General features: G+C 37.6%; 16 protein-coding genes. All 16 read right to left on the bottom strand.

Going from position 1 to position 20,072, the window contains the following annotated elements:
• Positions 1–121: 121 nt before the first annotated feature.
• Positions 122–1,975, bottom strand: a complete 1,854-nt coding sequence (gene dnaK / locus SNE38_RS03865) for a molecular chaperone DnaK (RefSeq protein ID WP_191702459.1) — start codon at positions 1,973–1,975, stop codon at positions 122–124.
• 138 nt (positions 1,976–2,113) lie between these two features.
• Entirely contained in the window at positions 2,114–2,671 is a 558-nt protein-coding gene (gene grpE, locus SNE38_RS03860) for a nucleotide exchange factor GrpE (RefSeq protein WP_318247657.1), read from the bottom strand.
• 82 nt (positions 2,672–2,753) lie between these two features.
• Positions 2,754–3,779 carry a heat-inducible transcriptional repressor HrcA gene (hrcA, locus tag SNE38_RS03855; protein ID WP_191702457.1) on the bottom strand — a complete coding sequence of 342 codons (1,026 nt, stop codon included), beginning with the start codon at positions 3,777–3,779 and terminating at the stop codon, positions 2,754–2,756.
• 166 nt (positions 3,780–3,945) lie between these two features.
• Positions 3,946–5,091: a radical SAM family heme chaperone HemW gene (hemW, locus tag SNE38_RS03850; protein ID WP_191702456.1), complete on the bottom strand. Its 1,146-nt coding sequence runs from the start codon at positions 5,089–5,091 to the stop codon at positions 3,946–3,948.
• Between the two features lie 137 nt (positions 5,092–5,228).
• Positions 5,229–5,555 (bottom strand): geranylgeranyl pyrophosphate synthase, encoded by a 327-nt coding sequence (locus SNE38_RS03845; protein ID WP_191702455.1) that lies wholly within the window; start codon positions 5,553–5,555, stop codon positions 5,229–5,231.
• 684 nt (positions 5,556–6,239) lie between these two features.
• Positions 6,240–7,106: a 2-oxoacid:ferredoxin oxidoreductase subunit beta gene (locus tag SNE38_RS03840; protein WP_191702454.1), complete on the bottom strand. Its 867-nt coding sequence runs from the start codon at positions 7,104–7,106 to the stop codon at positions 6,240–6,242.
• Positions 7,107–7,108: 2 nt separating this feature from the next.
• On the bottom strand, positions 7,109–8,842 hold the full coding sequence (locus SNE38_RS03835) for a 2-oxoacid:acceptor oxidoreductase subunit alpha (protein ID WP_336045881.1): 1,734 nt from the start codon (positions 8,840–8,842) through the stop codon (positions 7,109–7,111).
• A 334-nt stretch (positions 8,843–9,176) separates the two neighbouring features.
• A complete protein-coding gene (locus SNE38_RS03830; RefSeq protein ID WP_191702452.1) occupies positions 9,177–9,458 on the bottom strand; it encodes a stage V sporulation protein S in 282 nt (93 codons plus the stop codon).
• A 333-nt stretch (positions 9,459–9,791) separates the two neighbouring features.
• Entirely contained in the window at positions 9,792–10,700 is a 909-nt protein-coding gene (locus SNE38_RS03825) for an LCP family glycopolymer transferase (RefSeq protein ID WP_191702451.1), read from the bottom strand.
• A gap of 194 nt (positions 10,701–10,894) precedes the next feature.
• Positions 10,895–11,692, bottom strand: a complete 798-nt coding sequence (locus SNE38_RS03820; protein WP_191702450.1) for a TIGR00282 family metallophosphoesterase — start codon at positions 11,690–11,692, stop codon at positions 10,895–10,897.
• Between the two features lie 95 nt (positions 11,693–11,787).
• On the bottom strand, positions 11,788–12,606 hold the full coding sequence (locus SNE38_RS03815) for an NAD-dependent epimerase/dehydratase family protein (RefSeq protein WP_336045880.1): 819 nt from the start codon (positions 12,604–12,606) through the stop codon (positions 11,788–11,790).
• A gap of 246 nt (positions 12,607–12,852) precedes the next feature.
• Complete coding sequence (locus tag SNE38_RS03810) at positions 12,853–13,806, bottom strand: glycosyltransferase family 2 protein (protein WP_191702448.1); 954 nt, start codon at positions 13,804–13,806, stop codon at positions 12,853–12,855.
• A 47-nt stretch (positions 13,807–13,853) separates the two neighbouring features.
• Positions 13,854–14,765 carry an ATP-grasp fold amidoligase family protein gene (locus tag SNE38_RS03805; RefSeq protein ID WP_191702447.1) on the bottom strand — a complete coding sequence of 304 codons (912 nt, stop codon included), beginning with the start codon at positions 14,763–14,765 and terminating at the stop codon, positions 13,854–13,856.
• 657 nt (positions 14,766–15,422) lie between these two features.
• Complete coding sequence (gene rny / locus SNE38_RS03800) at positions 15,423–16,976, bottom strand: ribonuclease Y (RefSeq protein ID WP_336045879.1); 1,554 nt, start codon at positions 16,974–16,976, stop codon at positions 15,423–15,425.
• A gap of 560 nt (positions 16,977–17,536) precedes the next feature.
• Positions 17,537–18,601, bottom strand: a complete 1,065-nt coding sequence (gene recA, locus SNE38_RS03795; RefSeq protein ID WP_191702445.1) for a recombinase RecA — start codon at positions 18,599–18,601, stop codon at positions 17,537–17,539.
• 167 nt (positions 18,602–18,768) lie between these two features.
• Entirely contained in the window at positions 18,769–20,028 is a 1,260-nt protein-coding gene (locus SNE38_RS03790) for a competence/damage-inducible protein A (RefSeq protein ID WP_191702444.1), read from the bottom strand.
• Between the last annotated feature and the right edge of the window lie 44 nt (positions 20,029–20,072).

The following is a 20,072-nucleotide window of genomic DNA, read 5'->3' as shown; positions in this document are numbered from 1 at the left end:
GAAATTTCTCCCTCTATTTTTCCTCGCTCCACCACGCTTACTACTTTCAAAACAGAGGACATCAACAAACTTAAAAGCCAAAGCCGCAAGCGGTCTTTGGCTTTTATTATAGAACGTTTGATTATTTATTGTCTTTATCGTCTTTTACTTCTTCAAAGTCAGCATCTACAACGCCGTCATCTTTTTTACCTGCATCTGCAGCGCCTTCAAAGCCTTCAGCTCCGCCTTGTGCTTGTGCAGCTGCTGCCGCTTGCTCGTATACTTTCATTACTAACGGCTGTAATACGCCTTCTAACTTTTCTTTAGACTCTTTAATTCCATCGATTTCGCCTTTTTCTAAAGCAGCTTTTAACTCATCGCGTGCATCTTCAACAGATTTCTTTTCTTCTTCTGTAATTTGCTCACCTAAGTCCGTAATTGTTTTATCAACTTGGAACACTAATTGGTCTGCTTCGTTGCGAAGATCTGCTTCTTCTTTACGTTTTGCATCTGCTTCAGCGTTTGCTTCAGCATCTTTTACCATACGCTCGATTTCTTCTTCTGATAATCCTGAATCAGATTGGATAACGATTGTTTGCTCTTTTTGTGTACCTAAGTCTTTCGCTTTAACTGATACGATACCGTTCGCATCAATATCGAATGTTACTTCGATTTGTGGAATACCACGTGGTGCTGGTGGAATATCAGATAATTGGAAGCGACCTAATGTTTTGTTGTCTGCAGCCATTGAACGCTCACCTTGTAATACGTGAATATCTACTGCTGGTTGATTGTCTGCAGCTGTTGAGAACACTTGAGATTTAGATGTTGGGATTGTCGTGTTACGGTCGATTAATTTCGTCATAACGCCACCCATAGTTTCGATACCTAATGATAAGGGAGTTACGTCTAATAATAATACGCCTTGTACGTCACCAGCTAATACGCCGCCTTGTACAGCAGCACCCATCGCTACTACTTCGTCAGGGTTTACGCCTTTGTGTGGCTCATGACCTGTTGCTTTTTTGATTGCTTCTACTACTGCAGGAATACGAGTAGAACCACCAACTAAAATTACTTTATCTAATTCTGAAGCAGAAAGACCTGCATCTGATAACGCTTGACGAGTAGGTACGATTGTACGTTCTACTAAATCTTTAGTTAAATCATCGAATTTTGCACGTGATAATGACACTTCTAAGTGAAGTGGGCCGTCAGCACCTGCAGTAATGAATGGTAATGAGATTTGAGTAGAAGTTACACCCGATAAGTCTTTTTTCGCTTTTTCAGCTGCATCTTTTAAGCGTTGCATTGCCATTTTGTCTTTTGATAAATCTACTGCATTTTCTTTTTTGAATTCTTCTACTAAGTAAGCAATGATTTTGTCGTCGAAGTCGTCACCACCAAGTTTGTTGTCACCTGCTGTTGCTAATACTTCGAATACGCCGTCAGCTAATTCAAGGATTGAAACGTCAAATGTACCGCCACCTAAGTCGAATACTAGGATTTTTTGGTCAACGTCTTGTTGATCTAAACCGTAAGCTAATGCTGCAGCTGTTGGTTCGTTGATGATACGCTCTACTTCTAAACCTGCGATTTTACCAGCGTCTTTAGTTGCTTGACGTTGTGCATCGTTGAAATAAGCCGGAACTGTAATAACAGCTTTCGTTACTTTTTCACCTAAGTAGTCTTCAGCATAACCTTTTAAGTATTGTAAAATCATAGCAGATACTTCTTGAGGCGTGTACTCTTGATCATCCACTTTAACTTTTTCGTTAGTACCCATTTTAGATTTAATAGAAATGATTGTATTCGGATTTGTTACTGCTTGACGCTTAGCAACTTCCCCCACTTGTTTTTCACCGTTTTTAAATGCTACTACAGATGGAGATGTACGGTTACCTTCTGGATTGGGAATTACTTTTGGCTCGCCGCCTTCTAGTACAGATACACAAGAGTTTGTTGTTCCTAAGTCAATACCGATAATTTTGCTCATAATTTAATTTTCCTCCTAATATTAAAAAACAGAATGTATTTGTTTATAGTTTAACAAATCCTGTCCAACCAACCTTATTTACATAAGGTTAAAGTTTTGACAGCCTTATTTATATAACTAGTACTAAAAAGTACTGAATTATTCGTTTACAGATACCATTGAAGGTCGTAGAACACGGTCTTTTAATTTATATCCCTTTTGTAATTCGCGTAAAATGATACCTGATTCTTTTTCACTATCCTGCTCTTGCATCACCGCTTGATGGAAATTCGGGTCAAATGTTTCTCCTTCAGCAGGAATAACTACTAAACCTTCTTTTTCAGTCGCAGCTAATAATTGCTGATACACCATTTCCACACCTTTATATAATGAAGCCGCTTCTTCCGAATTTACTTCGACTTTAAGGGCGCGATCTAAATTATCCAATGCCGGCAATAATTCAGTTAACAGGCTTTGCGCACGGTATTTTTCTGCAGATTCACGATCCAGGCGACTACGGCGTGATAAATTATCATAATCTGCACGTAAACGTAAGTAACGTGCATCTTCTTCTGCTAATTTCGCTTCTAATTCAGCAATTTTCTGTTCTTTTTCATCTAATACTGTCTCTTCAGTTTCAGCTGTTTCTACTACCTCTTCTTGCTCAGCTATTTCTTCTTGCTGCAATTCTTCATTTGTTTTTGTAGTTTCAGACACTTCTTTTCCTCCTCGAGTATCAACCATTTATTTAAATTCAGCAGAATATAGAAATACTCGCTGACGCAATATCACCGGGTCACTAATGTTTCTTATCGAAAAACGCTTGGGAAAGGCTGTTTGTCATAACATCCAACAATGTCACAACCCGTCTATAATCCATGCGTGTTGGACCGATAATTGCGATAGCCCCTTGCTGTTCTTCACCGACTAAAAAGGAAGCGGTAATTACACTGCAATTTTCCATTGCTAAATGATTGTTTTCAGAACCTATTCGAATTTGAATACCATGGTTTCCCTGATTAAATAGCGTTTGAACTTGATTTTCCTTATCAAATAAATCCATCAGCATTCTCATTTTGGCTAAGTCATGGAATTCAGGCTGGTTTAACATATTCGATTTTCCACCATAATAAACTTTACTCTCATTCTGTTGTGAAGTAATGGACAATAAAGACCGGACAATTGATTCAGATGCGTTAATATGCGATTTCAATACCGATAATGCTTCTGTTTGAAGCTTTATTGGAAGGTCATATAATGGCACACCTACTAATCGGTCATTCAGAATATTTACCATTTTTTCTATATCATGCGGGCTAAAACCCGATGGTAACGTTAAAGTACGATTTTCTACATGACCGTTATCCGTCACAATAATAGCCACTGCTGTTTCCTCTGTTAAAGGAACTATCTGGAATTTTTTTACACGGTGCTTTTGAACATCGGGACCGAGTAATATTGTCGTATACGTTGTTAACTCCGATAGGATATTCGCCGATTCTTTAATAATCTGCTCCGCTTCGACAATTTGTTTTTCAAAGAGCGAGTGAATTTGTGCTACTTCGCCAGTCGAAATGACTTGAGGCTTAAGTAAATGGTCAACATAAAAGCGATAACCTTTTTCTGATGGCACTCTTCCTGATGAAGTATGCGTTTTTTCCAAATAGCCTAATTCCTCTAAATCAGCCATCTCATTACGTATTGTAGCTGCACTGTACGTAATACCTTCTTTTTTCGAAAGTTGACGCGAACCAACAGGCTGAGCAGACATCACAAAGTCATCTACGATTGCTTGCAATATTTGTAACTGCCGATTTGTTAACATCTCTTCACCTCTGTTAGCACTCGATTAAGAGGAGTGCTAATATATTATATAAATTAGCAAATCTCTAAATTGATGTCAATGAATTCGTCCAAAATTTTTAATATTCTTTTTGTGATTATTTTACACGCAGTAGATGATTTACATCGAACAGCACTTAATCTTCAAATTATTCCCCTACTAAAAAACGTTGAAAAACTTCATTGCCTATAAATCGCCCTTTTCTAGTTAAGCGAATTCCCGTTGTATCAAATTCGATCAAATCTTCTTGATGTAAGCGTGAAATGGTTTCTTCATAGAGCGATATCATTGATCGATTAAATTTAATTTCAAACTCTTCATGTGTGACACCTGCCGTTTTTCTTAGCCCTAAAAACATTTGCTCTTCCAACTTTTCCTCAACTGTCACTTCATGTTGTTGCAATAGTGGAAGATTTCCTTCCATAACTGTTTCGATATATTTTTTTATCGGTGCTACATTTGAGTATCGAATGCCGTTTAAATATCCGTGAGCACCTGCACCAAAGCCTGCATACTCATCATTATCCCAATAAATTTTATTATGTGTAGATACATATCCTTCATGCGCAAAATTGCTAATCTCATACTGCTGCAGTCCGTGCGCTTCCATCGTATCCATTAATACACCATACATGCTGGCTTCAAGATCCTCGGTCGGCAAATTTAATTTCCCTTTTGCATATTGAATGTAGAAAATTGTTTTCGGTTCGACGATTAAGGAATATGCTGAATAATGAGGAAGCTTTAATGCCAATGCTTTTTCCAGCGTATCTTGCCACTGCTCCATCGTTTGCCCAGGCAATCCATACATTAGATCAATGCTAATATTTTCAAAGCCTACGTTTTTTGCGTTTTGAATCGTTTCATATACATGGTCATTGGAATGTGTGCGACCGATCTTTGTTAGTAAGGATTGATCAAAAGATTGTACACCCATACTTAAGCGATTTACTCCACCATTGTAAAGAGCTTGTAATTTCTCGATAGTGAGTTCATCCGGATTTGCTTCACTACTAAATTCTTTTACGGATGACATGGGAATATGTTTCGTTATTAGCTGCAATAATTTTTCAATTTGCTGTGCGGATAATGCAGTAGGTGTGCCCCCACCGAGAAAAATTGTTTCAATATTAGTAAAAGCTTCAGGGGTTTTGGCTACCGTCATTGCCATTTCACGCCCAAGTGCTTCAATATACTCATCAACTGGCTGATTTTTAAAAAATACTTTATTAAAATCACAGTAGTTACAAATCTGATGACAGAAAGGAATGTGAATATATACACCTCTAGCCATTTAAATCACTTCCTTAATAATGTTATTCTTCTTTATTGTAGCCTTTCTACATTAAAATACAAATAGAGGCACTCAGAAAGGAACGACAAAAAAAGCTTTGTTAAATGAGATTTCATCTAACAAAGCTTTATAATCTATTACACGGAAAGCACAGGCTCTTCTTTATTCATAAGCATAATCAAATCAATAGCATTAAGTTCAGGCAGCTTTGAGCAAAATAATTTCGCATCTTCTACTGTTTTAAATTGGAATGAATCGAGTTCCTTGATTAATTCATATTGATCTTCAACTAAGCCAATTGTATACAGACGTACAATTGGATTGTATTGCTTTGAAGCATCGAAGTTTTCTCCAGCAATTACAATACCTGATGTCCCGGAAACTTTATTAATAATTGTTTCAATAATATGCAGCTCATCTTGGACAAACCACTCAGGTACCATAAGTTGAATTTGACTGTTCATAAAAATCCATCCCCCTAAAATGTAATATTCATGCTGTGTTTTATATTTTTTTACAGCAGTTTCCCCAACTTTTAAAATAGCACGTTGTTTACTGGAGTTAAGTGTTTCCCACTACCTTAACATAAGCATAAAAACCCAATATTATTACAGTTTACACATAATAATTAATTCTATTTTACTACAAAGAGCAACTTAATAAAAGAAATTATTCCAAAAATCTTAATATTTATTCCAAAATATTAGGTATTTTAACATATGGAATTATTTAACATATTATTCAGTAATATATCTTCTTGATTAAATATACCAGTTATTTTATTGAATTTCATTATTTTTCTGAAAATAATTATTAATTTTCACATTTTTATTTTTTTCTATTAAATATCAAAAAAATAGTATGCTAAAAAAACTTAAACTACCTAAATTATAAATGACTTTATAGTAATACTTAGTAAATTATTCGTAAACAAATAATTAAATATTAGACAATTAGTGTGATATTCGCCACTACTTTATACTTATTCGCCATCTACAAATGGATAATCGTCAAATCACTTAGCATAATCGTCACTTCATCTCACATATTCGCCACCCGATCCCAGATATTCGCCACTTTTCACTCCAAAATGAAAAAAGAGCTATATAAGCTGAAAAATTCAGCCTATATAGCCCTAAAATTATTATTTACATAAATTCTTTAATAAGTTGATCAAATTGATCTTCCGATAAGCTAATATCGATATCTGTTAACGGCAACTCTGAATAGCCTTTAATTTTATCTTGATAAGAAGTTGTTTCTGTATCCTGATAAATAACGCCTGTTACAAGACCTTCGTGGCGCATTACTGTTTGCATTGCCATTTCTCGATTAGAAGAATCATAGCCTTCAATGTCAGCGAGCTTTGTTAAATTTTCTTTGAACCAGTCGTATGTGTTCACTTTATTGTACGTTACACATGGCGAGAATACGTTAATGAATGAGAAGCCTTTATGGTTTAAGCCGGCTTCGATCATTGCTGTCAGTTCTTTAATATCCGTTGAGAAGCCTTGTGCCACAAATGTCGCACCTGCTGTTAAAGCAACTTCTAGCGGTTTTAATGACGGCTCGATTGCCCCACCTGGTGTTGATTTCGTAATGAAACCAGCAGCAGAACGTGGAGAAGTTTGACCTTTTGTTAATCCGTAAATTTGGTTATCCATTACAACATACGTAATGTCGATGTTACGGCGGATTGCATGAATCGTGTGACCCATACCAATTGCAAAGCCGTCTCCGTCACCGCCAGATGCGATAACTTTCAAGTCTTTGTTGGCCATTTTCAAACCTTGTGCAATTGGTAACGCACGGCCATGAATGCCGTGGAAGCCGTATGAATTAATATACCCGGAAATACGACCTGAACAGCCGATACCTGAGATGATAGCCAATTCACTTGGTTCATAGCCTACGTTTGCTGCTGCGCGTTGAATCGCCGCTTGTACGGAGAAGTCACCACAGCCAGGACACCAGTTAGGTTTTACGGAATTTCGGAAATCTTTAAATGTTGCCATGATTAAATTTCCTCCTTCACTAAGTTTGTTAATTCACGTGGTAAGAAAGGAGTACCATCGTATTTTAAAATCGATTTCGTCTTCGCGTGACCACCGATATTCATTTTCATAACATTTGCAAGCTGACCTGTCGCATTGTTTTCCACAACAATCACTTTTTTCGCTTGATCCATTAATGCACTCATCTCTTCAGATGGGAATGGGTGGATCAGCTTAATATGTGCGTGGTTCACTTTTACGCCTTCAGAATTCAGCTTTTCCTGTACTTCTTCCAATGCACCGCGCGTTGAGTTGAAGCCAACTAATAAAACATCTGCTTCTTCATGTGGTGCATTCACATACACAGGGTTTTCAAAACGGACTTGCTGTAATTTACGCATACGTTTGTCCATTTGATTACGACGATTGCCCGGCGCTTCAGATGGTTTCCCTGTTTCATCGTGCTCAACACCTGTTACGTGGTGAATACCGCCTTTTAAACCCGGGAATACACGCGGTGATACACCGTCTTCTGTAACTTCATAACGTTTAAAGTATTCTTTTGTTTCTTCATCTTCTACTGAATCAACAATTTTACCACGACGGATTTCAATTTTACTGTAATCAAAAGGCTCAACAGATTGTTTACCTAATGCTAATTGTAAATCTGTCATCACGATAACCGGTAATTGTAATTCTTCCGCAATATTAAATGCCTGAATCGTATCGTAAAATGCTTCTTCCATTGTAGAAGGCGCAATCACAACTTTCGGAATTTCACCGTGTGTACCGTAAAGCATTGCCATTAAATCGGACTGTTCCTGCTTTGTCGGTAAACCAGTTGATGGACCGCCACGCTGAGTATCAAAAATAACAAGCGGCTGTTCTGTCATACCTGAAAGACCAATAGCTTCCATCATTAATGAAAGACCAGGACCCGCTGATGCTGTAAACGCACGCACACCACCGTAGTTTGCTCCGATAGCCATTGTCGCTGCAGCAATTTCGTCTTCAGTTTGAATAACTGCTCCACCTACTAATGGAAGCTTTTTAATCATGTATTCCATAATTTCAGATGCCGGTGTAATCGGATAAGCTGCCATAAAACGAGAGCCAGCTGCTAATGCGCCTAATGCTGCTGCATCATTTCCGATCATGAACATACGGCGTTTCCCGTCAGCAGGAGCAATCTCCCACGTACCTACACGGTCACCAATCTGTTCTGTAATTGCTTGACGTCCGCGTTCAATCGCTTCAATATTTTTTGCTACGACTTCTTCACCTTTACGCCCGAAAATTTCATCAACAACACTTTGGAAAACTGCCTCATCTAAGTTTAAAAGCGCAGCTGTTGCTCCAATTGCAACCATGTTTTTCATTAAAGATGTACCAAGTTCAGCCGCAATTTCTGTAAATGGCACAGCATATAATGGTGCTACACAATCTTCCGGATTTGTTGGATTGAATTTCGCATCGGCTAAAATGATGCTGCCTGGTGTTAATTCTTTATAGTTTACGTCGATTGTTTCCTGGTCGAACGCCACTAGTATATCTAAATCGTCCGCAATAGCGCGTACTTCTGTTGGACGAACCGTAATTTTGTTATTCGTATGGCCACCTTTAATTCGAGAAGAGAAATGACGGTAACCGTATAGGAAGTAACCTAAACGATTCATTGCCATTGAGAAAATTTCACCTGTACTCTCAATCCCTTCACCTTGCTGCCCACCGACTTTCCATGAAAGCTGATGTAACATATCAACATCTCCTTAAAATTTCTGTATTATATAGTTGTTAGCTCGGATGTAGCTGGCATCAAGCTGAGCTACGTATAGTTATTTTTCCTACATTAGTTTAACATGAAGTGTAAGTCTCTTCTATTGCAAATGTCATATAGTAGTAAAAATCAGACCTTTGACGGAAAGTTTCTGTACACAATTTGTTTTGCGGGTAATCTTGATTATTTATGCAGTTTATTTAAGAAACGAAATTTTTCACATTTTGTTTCACTATTATGTATTTGTTATAACAAAATTCCTGAAAATAAAAAACACCCGCTTAGCACTACTTAGGTGCTAAGCGGGTGTAGGACTATTGATGATTAGCTGAACGAGTTCTTTTTTCAACGAGCAGTTTTAACGCCGTCCGATCTTCTCCTGCAATTGTAATGTCTGCGAAAGCCGGGGCACAAATTAAATCTGTACCACTTGGAGCCACAAACCCTCGAGCGATTGCTACTGCTTTAATTGCTTGGTTTAACGCACCTGCACCTACAGCCTGCATTTCTGCAAAACCTTGCTCTCGTATTACCGCAACGAGTGCTCCTGCAACAGAATTAGGATTAGAACGAGATGATACTTTTAATGAATCCACAGCTATTTCCCCCTCATCTAGTACTGCAATATCTTTTAAGACAATTTTTATTGCCTGTACGTCATTGTATGCGCGCTATTTCCAAAATAGACTTCCAAAATTATAGATACATTAAGAAAAATTAATCTGCTAAACTATAGTTCTCATTTTAATAATGATGAGGGTTAGGTGATTTATGATTATTCAATACAACCCTTAAAATTTTTGTCTGTGAAGAAGCCAAAATAGTCGTGGCTTTTTTGACAGCCTTTTTATCGACACTTCAATATTTAAAATTAGTATCGAACCATCGCATTTACTTGATGAAATCGGACCTGCTGCTATAAACTTTTGCTACATCTCCATATGTTTTCTCAAATCTGCCTGAATCTCCAGTAATTCACCTTCATCCGGCATATAGTAATAAATACCGTCCAACTTCGCATTCGAGCCTTTGTTCATATAAAGCTGCTCTATCTTTTTTAAACTATCACTATAATTTTTTTGTATACTAAGGAGATCATCAAAAGGAACATTCATTTCCACATTTTTCTCCAAAGTTTTAAAAATTGATTTATAATTCCATACTTTTTTTATTGACAAGCTTTCGTTTATAATGCCCTGAATGACTTGTTTCTGTCGATTTTGTCTGCCGAAATCACCAGTAGGGTCGTCATAGCGCATTCTTACATACTTCAAAGACTTCTCTCCATCGAGCACCAATTCCCCAATCGGAAAATGTTCCCCCTGAAAATTGAAGTTCAGTGTATTTTTAACTTTAACACCACCTAGGATGTCTATAATATCGACAAAGCTTACCATATTCACTTTCACCACATAATCAATCGGAATACCCAATAAATTTTCCACTGTTTCCATCGACATTTCCATTCCACCAAAGGAATAGGAATGATTGATTTTGTCTTTAAACCCTTTTCCAATCATCTCGGTATAGGTGTCACGGGGTATACTTAGCATTTTTGTCGTTTGAAGGTTTGGATTGACGGTCAAAACAATCATCGTATCAGAGCGCCCCACATCACCTTCACGTTCATCCACCCCTAAAACTAGTGCTGAAAACGGCTCCATTTTTGTTGTAATATCGACTGGCTGCATCCGTATATCAGATGATTTTTCGTCCATCGGTGTATAAATTTCATTTGCTGTACTTTTTATATCTCCATATACATTAACAATTACAATGAGACTCGTACTGACTAAAACAACAGCGATACTAATTAGCCACTTCCATGCTTTTTTCATCCTGATTCTCCTCAGACTCTTTTCAACTATAATAGAGAGCATATGAACTATAGTTTCCACCGCAATTGCTAATTATTCACTCACTTTATTCAATTAATATCCTTTAAAAAAACACCTACGCATTGAATAAAAATAGGCAATCGCCAAGTTTTTTCAATGGTAGGTGTTATATTTTGTCCGAAATTTACTTTTATCTATGCTCGAAAAGGATTGTCTTCATTAATAAGAACACGTTCCTGCCTGATCGCTTTTCCTGTTTTATCTTCAATTTCGACAAAGAATGCACTCAATACAGCACGGCCTTTTTTTGGTACTTCATAGCGCGTAGGCATATTAGTCAAAAACTTATAAATGACATTGTCTTTTCCCATACCGAGTACTTCATCGTACGGTCCGGTCATACCAACATCCGTAATATATGCAGTCCCCCCCGGATATATACGATTGTCAGCTGTCTGTACATGGGTATGCGTTCCAACAACAACAGAGGCTTTACCATCCAAATGCCAACCTAATGCAATCTTTTCACTTGTCGCCTCTGCATGGAAATCTACAAATACGATTGGCGACGTTTTTTTCGCTTCTTCGACCATTTCCACTGCCATCGCAAACGGATCTTCGTGCGGCGGCAAAAATACACGCCCGTGTAAATTAATGACTGAAATTGTTACACCGTTCTTCGAAACTTGCGTCATCCCACGTCCTGGAGCATCTTTTGAAAAATTCGCCGGACGAACTAAGTAATCCGCATCATCGATAAAATCAAAAATGTCTTTGTTATCCCACGTATGGTTGCCCATTGTAATGACATCTACGCCCATTTGCAGCAAATCATTATAGATTGCACGTGTAATGCCACGCCCTGCTGCAGCATTTTCTCCGTTTGCAATAACAACATCCAGATTATATTTTTTCTTTAGACGAGGTAAATACTGTTCAACAGCATCTCGACCAATGGAACCAACAATGTCTCCAATAAATAATACTTTCATTTTATAAAACCACACTTTCTCATCTTAAGCATTCATTTTACCATTGTTTTTAGAATGTACGCAAAAAAACTGCTACAAAATGAATTGTAACAGAATCAGAAGTTGAAATTTTTATTTTGGTGACCATTCCATGCATTAGAAATCATATGCTGCAGATTTTTCTCTGCATAATAGCCTAGTTCTTGCTGTATTTTTTTTAGACTCTCAATAAATACCGGTTGATCTTCTATTCGGCTGCTGGACAAATTAATATTATTATTCGTTATTTCTTCATTAGTTTCTTTTATTTCCTTTACCAAGGAACCTTGGCCATTTCCTAAATTATAAATTTTAAATACCTGCTCATTTTTTGCAACCGTTTCCAATGCTAAAGAAAAGGCATTCACTAAATCCCCTTCTTGTGAACCCGAACCATTTAAATAGCGGAGCACAATACAGTTCATCTTATAGGCCAAAGTATAATCCTGCAAAATTTGTTCGCTAAAGTATTTAGACCTTGCATATGAGTTCGTCGTCTCGATATAACTTTGCTCATGTAAAGGCTCATTGGTCCGGGCATAAGTTAACGCTGTAGATGAGTAAATAATATTTTTAACATGATGTTCCCGCATCACCTTCAACAACACTAACGTTGCTGTAACATTATTTTCATAATAAAGTTGTGGATTTTCATTAGATTCAACTTCCGGGCTTGCTGCTGCCAAATGCACAACAGTCTTTATTGAGAAAAGAGAAAAAACATGTGTTAAACGCTTCTCATCCGCTAACTCACCTTCTATAAAAATTGCCTGTTCATTCACTGCTTCTCGGCAACCTGTAGATAAATTATCGTAGACAACTACCTGTTCTGTTTCTACTAATCGATTTACAACGTGACTTCCAATATAACCTGCTCCCCCAACGACTAAAATCATCGGACATTACCCCTTCCAATATCAAAGTGAATAAATCTATTTGTACGGTAATGATGTCAACCATGATGCATTTAGCTGCTTTTAGATTAATTTGACCCCTCCTCATAAAGTGGGGGTGATTTTCATTGTGGGGGCAGACGTTTTCTAGGACACGAGTGCTTGTACACTAGGAGTCGCCCCCCTCATTCCAATCAATTTCTTTGTCATTTTGTTTTAGCATCCTCAATTATTGGCAAACAATAGTTCTTATACCTTAACTTTACGTACTAGTCGGAAGAACGTTGGATATATTCTTAATCTTACTAACGGCTTCATCATCCGGTGTTTCCACGGCAGCTGCGAGAAGTTTTTACTCTCCCTTATAATTTGCCGTTCAAGGGATTTTAAATGCCTTGTATTCGAAGTTGTCAATAATACATAATGATAGCGGTAAATATAGAGCCGTAAATTTAACGCTTCTATCACATTTCGATACTGCCTTTTATCAAAAAACTGCTTGAGTTGTGAGTATGTTTGCTCATGTGATTGTGCGATGGACGGATTGTAGATTTTAGTAGGCCTGCCCTCGCTTTGTACGTAGTTATACTGTGGCTCATTGACAATTGCGATTTTTTTCGCAAACGATAAATAACGGGCAACAAACCCTACATCCTCAAAAAAGGTGCGATTTTCAAAATACAGTTGCTCATCCTGAATGATTTTCCGTAAAAATAGCTTATTCCACGCCACAACATATGCTTCATTATGCTTTGCCAGAAAATAATCTACAGGATTAGAATTAGATAATAGCGCTTCATTGATTTTATAATGCTTTTTGCGATTCGTTTCCGGCCAGTATTTCGTATAGCCACATAAAACGAAATCTGCATATTTTTGCTCTGCCCGCTGAACCAGCTTTTCATACATTGTATATTCAACGAAATCATTACCATCAATAAATGCAATATATTTCCCTTTAGCCTCTTTTATTCCATTATTTCTTGCTTCACTTAAACTTGGTTGATCACATGCAATAAGACGAAAACGGTCATCCTCTTTTATGAATTCTTCACAAAGACGGACAGTGTCATCGGTAAAAGCATGATTAATAATAAGCACTTCGATCGCTTGCAATGATTGGTTTTGTAAGCTATGGAGACACTGTTTAACAGAGCCTTCCATACTATTGGTAGCGACAATTATTGATACAACTGGAATCATGTAAAATCCTCCTTGCGAATTAGTTGATTAAATAACTTAAAGCATTGTTAAGATTTTGATCGAGCGATTGAAATAGGTTGTTTTCGTTTCTCAATATTCAATTCAAGCCATTGCCCAAGCTCTCGGTTGGCCTGCTCATTAATTTCGGTATTTAGGCAAGCATCCGGAGTAAAGCTCAGCTTATTAAAATAAATTTTTTCATCAACGATATTTAAATCTACGCGAACATACGTAAATGGCTTACTTAACTTTTTAGCAATTGCCATTAACTCTTCCAGCTGTTTTGGCTTAGATTCCGAAATCTCATAAGGAAACTTCTTCTCGATATACCCCGTATCATTCCAATCGGGTGTCAACATAATTGTTTGCTGCTTTGATGTGTTGTGATCTAATGCAAGTTCAATAACTTTAGGCTCACCGTGGAAGCAATGAATTTTGTATGCATTGGAAATGTCGCTTCTTGAAGGCTCTATATAATGCTCAATAATAATTCTCGGTTTAATCTTTGAATAATGAGGCTCCGCATTTCTAAGTGCATAGTTCGTTGCCATCATTGCCGCTAATTGTAATCTCGTTTTTTGGTAATCCAATTCTCTTTTATTCTCACAGACAATCGTAAACCCCGATCCATGGGTACATTTTATTACGAATTTTCTTGGTAATTGTTCAAAAATAATGTCCTCTATTTCTTCAAAAATACCGATAATCGGTACTAGTAAATGGCTATATCCGAGGGCAATCATATATTCCCGCATTTTCACCTTATCAGTAAACCTCACTTTGAACTCTACATCCTCAAACAATTTAAGCCACATAAGTTTTTCACTGAACGTTTGCGGGTTTTCCAAGTTCAAATTATATTTAAACGTTTTCCAAAACAGCATCCTACTTGCAAAAATCGGCGATAATTTCACAATTTGCGCAAATGTAAAACGCTTTGCTCTTAATGTTGTTTGCATTAACTAGCCTCCTCTTTCACATTACTAATAGCTTACAGAGATTAGTGGGATGTAAGTGAGAATAATAAAATAGGCATAGTACGGATAGGTTTATATTGATAGCTTGGAATATTGCTGTTAATAGATTATAGGATGAACTTACTAATGATTACATAAAATACCATAACTATTCTTTTTTAATATTATAGTCACGAGTTATTTAATATATACCTAATATTGTAAGATTCCTTTAATATTTCTTATATTAAAGGAAATGTACATTACTCAAATTTATCTAACTCTTTAAAACAGAAAAAGTATTTAGAATAATATCACCCTAAATACTTTTGAATATTTTATATAAAATGCTTTTAAAAAAGGGATTTATGAAATTTGGGGCTGCCCTAACGTTTTTCGTGAATATTCTGATGGTAATAGAAGGATATTTAAGAAGCATATATTTAGAATTTGCTAGAGTCAAAACTTCCTTTATCTCTAACGATGTACAACGAGACGCAACCTCGTCCCTTATGAATTTTCAAGGCTATATTATATTTGTTTCTATGTTGTTGTAAATGCAACCAAATTTTGAGAATTTCATAACCTTATTTAAACAAGAAACCCCATCCCGTAATTTTTCTACGGAATGGGGTTAATAGTTATAAATAGGGCAAGTGCTTATTTTGCGTATTCTACCGAACGTGTTTCACGGATTACCGTTACTTTAATATGACCTGGATAATCGAGTTCTTCTTCAATACGTTTGCGAATATCACGCGCTAAACGATGTGAAGCAAGATCATCAATCTTTTCAGGCTGTACGATAATGCGGACTTCACGACCTGCTTGAATCGCAAAGGATTTTTCAACACCATCATAGCTTTCAGAAATTTCTTCAAGCTTTTCTAATCGGCGAATATAGTTTTCAAGAGTTTCACTGCGGGCACCCGGGCGAGCTGCTGATAATGCATCGGCTGCTGCTACAAGTACTGCTATAACAGAAGTAGCTTCTGTATCACCGTGGTGAGAAGCAATTGAGTTAATCACCACTGGATGTTCTTTATACTTCGTTGCCAGTTCCACACCGATTTCTACGTGGCTACCTTCAACTTCATGGTCAATCGCTTTCCCAATATCATGCAATAAACCTGCACGACGGGCTAATGTAACATCTTCACCTAGTTCTGCAGCAAGCAACCCTGCTAAATGTGCAACTTCGATAGAATGCTTTAATACATTTTGACCATAGCTTGTACGGTATTTCATACGACCTAGAATTTTCATTAAATCTGGATGTAGGTTATGAATACCTACTTCAAATGTTGTCTGCTCACCTGTTTCGCGGATTTGTTCATCCACTTCACGACGGGATTTTTCAACCATTTCTTCAATACGTGCCGGGTGAATACGACCATCTTGAACTAGCTTTTCTAGTGCAAGGCGTGCTGTTTCACGGCGAATCGGATCAAAGCCGGATAAAATAACTGCTTCAGGTGTATCATCAATAATTAAATCAATACCAGTTAGCGTCTCCAGTGTTCGAATGTTACGACCTTCACGACCAATAATGCGACCTTTCATCTCATCATTTGGTAAATTTACAACGGACACTGTTGTTTCGGCAACATGGTCAGCTGCAAAGCGTTGTAGTGCAAGTGATAATATTTCGCGAGCTTTTTTGTCTGAATCTTCTTTCGCACGTGTTTCCGCTTCTTTTGTCATTACTGCAATATCAGTTGAAAGTTCATTTTCAACTTCCTTCAAAATGACCTCTTTTGCTTCTTCACGTGTCAGAGCCGCAATACGCTCAAGCTCTGTTTTTTGACTTGCAACAAGTTCTTCTACTTTGCTTTCCATCTGTTCAATATGCTGTTGTCTGCTTGCCAGAGCTTCTTCCTTACGCTCTAGGCTCGTCTCTCTTTTATTCAGAGTATCATCTTTGCGGTCAAGATTTTCTTCTCTTTGCAATAAACGGTTCTCTTGTTTCTGAAGCTCTCCACGACGGTCACGAATGTCGTTTTCTGCTTCAGAACGAAATTTGTGAGTTTCATCCTTTGCTTCAAGTAGTGCTTCCTTTTTCAGAGCATCTGCTTCACGTTTCGCATCTTCTACGATTTGTTCAGCTACATGCTTTGCACCAGTGACTTTTGATTCATTCACGTTTTTCATGTAAAAATAGATAACAGCAACACCGACAGCGAATCCTAGCAAAGCAGGGAGAATCATTTCCATAATACTAATCCCTCCTAAGCTGATATGTCTGATGTTCTTCTAGTCGGCTATATATGTTTTCAAATATTCAAACATATTGCCTATTTCATTTCAAAATTTAGAAATTATACATTTTAATTGTATAGTTCATAATTAGGTATGTCAAGAATAGCCATGTTTAAAGGTTTTTTTATATTTATTGATTTGAGAGACTTTTTTGCCGGAAAGATAACTTTATTCGACACTTATATAGTTTTTATAGACACATTCCTTAACTTTCCCTCACATTTTTATGAAGAAAGTATCGCTTAAAGAACTTCCCTAAACATATATTCGCCAAATTCATCCGGTTATTCGTCACTCCCTGTATTTTATTCATCAAATCCCAGCGCGTATTCGCCACTTCCAGTAACTTATTCGTCACTCTCTTATATTTAATCGCCACTTTGAAATTTATTCGCCACTTCAAGCAACATATTCGTCACTGCTCTTATATAATTGCCATTTGCTACTAGCTAACCTGCCTGCCCTAAACAAACAAATAAAACCCAAGCGGAGCCATTCGCTTGGGTACACAATAATTATTTTTCTTCTTCAAATAATTCCAGTTCGTCGATTTCTTCTTCTGCTGTGTCATTGGCACCGATTGTATAGCCAAGCTCACCGATTCCGAAATGTTGACGGATTTTTTCTGTAACGTCCTCTTTAATTGCAGGATTTTCTTTTAAAAATTGTTTTACATTTTCACGGCCTTGACCAATTCGTTCATTATTGTATGAATACCATGATCCGCTCTTTTGGATAATATCCAGGTCTGCACCGATATCGACGATTTCTCCTTCTTTCGAAATCCCTTCGCCGTACATAATATCCACTTCCGCTGTTCGGAATGGTGGTGCTACTTTATTTTTTACAACTTTAATTTTTGTTTTGTTACCGATAATTTCCGTACCTTGCTTAATTGCCTCACCACGACGGACTTCCAGACGAATAGATGAGTAGAATTTAAGGGCACGTCCACCAGTTGTTGTTTCAGGGTTACCAAACATTACACCGATTTTTTCACGAACTTGGTTGATGAAAATTGCCAGTGTATTTGATTTATTAATAACACCTGATAATTTACGTAATGCCTGGGACATTAAACGAGCTTGCAGACCCATGTGTGAGTCACCCATTTCGCCTTCAATCTCTGCTTTTGGCACTAATGCTGCAACAGAGTCGATTACGATAATATCAATTGCGCCTGAACGTACAAGGGCTTCTGCGATTTCAAGTGCTTGTTCACCTGTATCCGGTTGAGATAATAATAACTCATCAATATTAACACCTAATTTTTGTGCATATACCGGGTCTAATGCATGTTCAGCATCGATAAATGCAGCTGTTCCGCCATTTGCTTGAATTTCCGCAATGGCATGCAAAGTTACCGTTGTTTTACCTGAAGACTCTGGTCCGTATACTTCCACAATACGTCCACGTGGATACCCGCCTATACCTAATGCGGCATCAATTGCGATAGAGCCTGATGAAGTTGTCTCCATATGTCGGTTTGAATTTTCACCCAACTTCATGACAGAACCTTTACCGAATTGTTTTTCTATTTGTTTTAACGCCATGTCTAACGCTGCTTTACGATCGCTCAAACTATTTCCTCCTTAAGAAAAAAGCTTTATTTAACTTATGTCTCTATTATACTTGCTAATGAGATAACATTCAAGAAAAAAGCGAACATATTTTCGCTTTTTCTTAGAAATCTTCTGAAAGCCTTATTTTCCGCTTCCAAAGGCTCAGTTTTCCAATAAACCTTAAACTAGATCAACTTTTTATAACCCTGTTTCGCTAGCTCTCTCATTAAATAGCTGAATGTAAATTTAACCGCCCTAATCCGGTTTGTGTTTCTGGATCCTGTTAGCTGCAAACGATACGTGAAGGGCTCAAGGTCGCAGATACTAATTCCTACCCAAATGGCCCCTGCAGGTAGACCGTCATGACTGCCTGGTCCTGCTGCGCCCGTTAGCCCAATACCAATATCTGTATGAAATTTTTCGCGAACTTTTGTAGCCATTGCAGCAGCACATTCACTACTTACAATCCCATATTCTTCAAGAAGGTCGGCAGAAATACCGAGCTGTTCTATTTTTGTTTCCTTCGTATACGTCACGACGCCGCCAATTAAAGCGGATGCGACACCAGGAATCTCCGCAAGTTCTGATTGGAACAGACCGGCAGTTAAACTTTCTGCGGCAGAAATCGTTAATTCATTTTCCAATAGCATTTGGACAAGATTAAAACCTAGTGATTCATCATTAACCCCGTAAAAATACTCTCCGACGATATCCAAAATTTCACGTTTCTTTAATTCAATTAAACGAAATGCTTGCTGTTCATTTTGCGCTTTCGCTGTAATCCGCAGCATAACTTCTCCATCTGAAGCAAGCGGCGCAACGGTAGGATTCGTTTGTTCATCCAATATTTTTTGTATACGGTGTTCCAGTTCAGCTTCCCCAATGCCATAAAAGCGCAGAACATGCGATAAAATAACGCCACCATCATGTAAAAGTGCCGCTAGCTTCGGCTTTGTTTCATATTGGAACATTGGCTCAAGCTCTTTTGGTGGTCCAGGTAACAAAATATAAATACGGTCATTTTCGGATAAAAACATTCCTGGTGCCATTCCATGCTGATTTAGCAGCACATCGCAGTCTTCCAATACAAGTGCCTGTTTACGGTTGTTTTCCGTCATAGGACGTTTTTGTTTCGAAAAGAACTCTTCAATTGCATATAGTGCTGTCTCGTCAAATACCAAATTACGATTTAAGTGCTTTGCAATCGTTTCCTTCGTTAAATCATCCTTTGTCGGTCCTAAGCCGCCAGAGAAAATGATAAGGTCTGCACGCTGTTCTGCAATACGGATTGCCTCTAGAAGTCGCGCCTCATTGTCTCCTACAACGGTATGATAATATACATTAATGCCAAGCTCAGATAGCTGACTTGAAATAAACTTTGCATTCGTATTGGCGATTTGCCCCAATAACAGTTCCGATCCTACCGCAATAATTTCTGCATTCATTCAAAGACCCCCTATATAAAATAAAAGAAAAACTAGATTAGAAA

Source organism: Solibacillus ferritrahens, from assembly GCF_037027585.1.
Lineage (GTDB): Bacteria > Bacillota > Bacilli > Bacillales_A > Planococcaceae > Solibacillus > Solibacillus ferritrahens.
The sequence above is the reverse complement of the archived record's forward strand: the minus strand, read 5'-3'. Positions and strand labels throughout refer to the sequence as shown.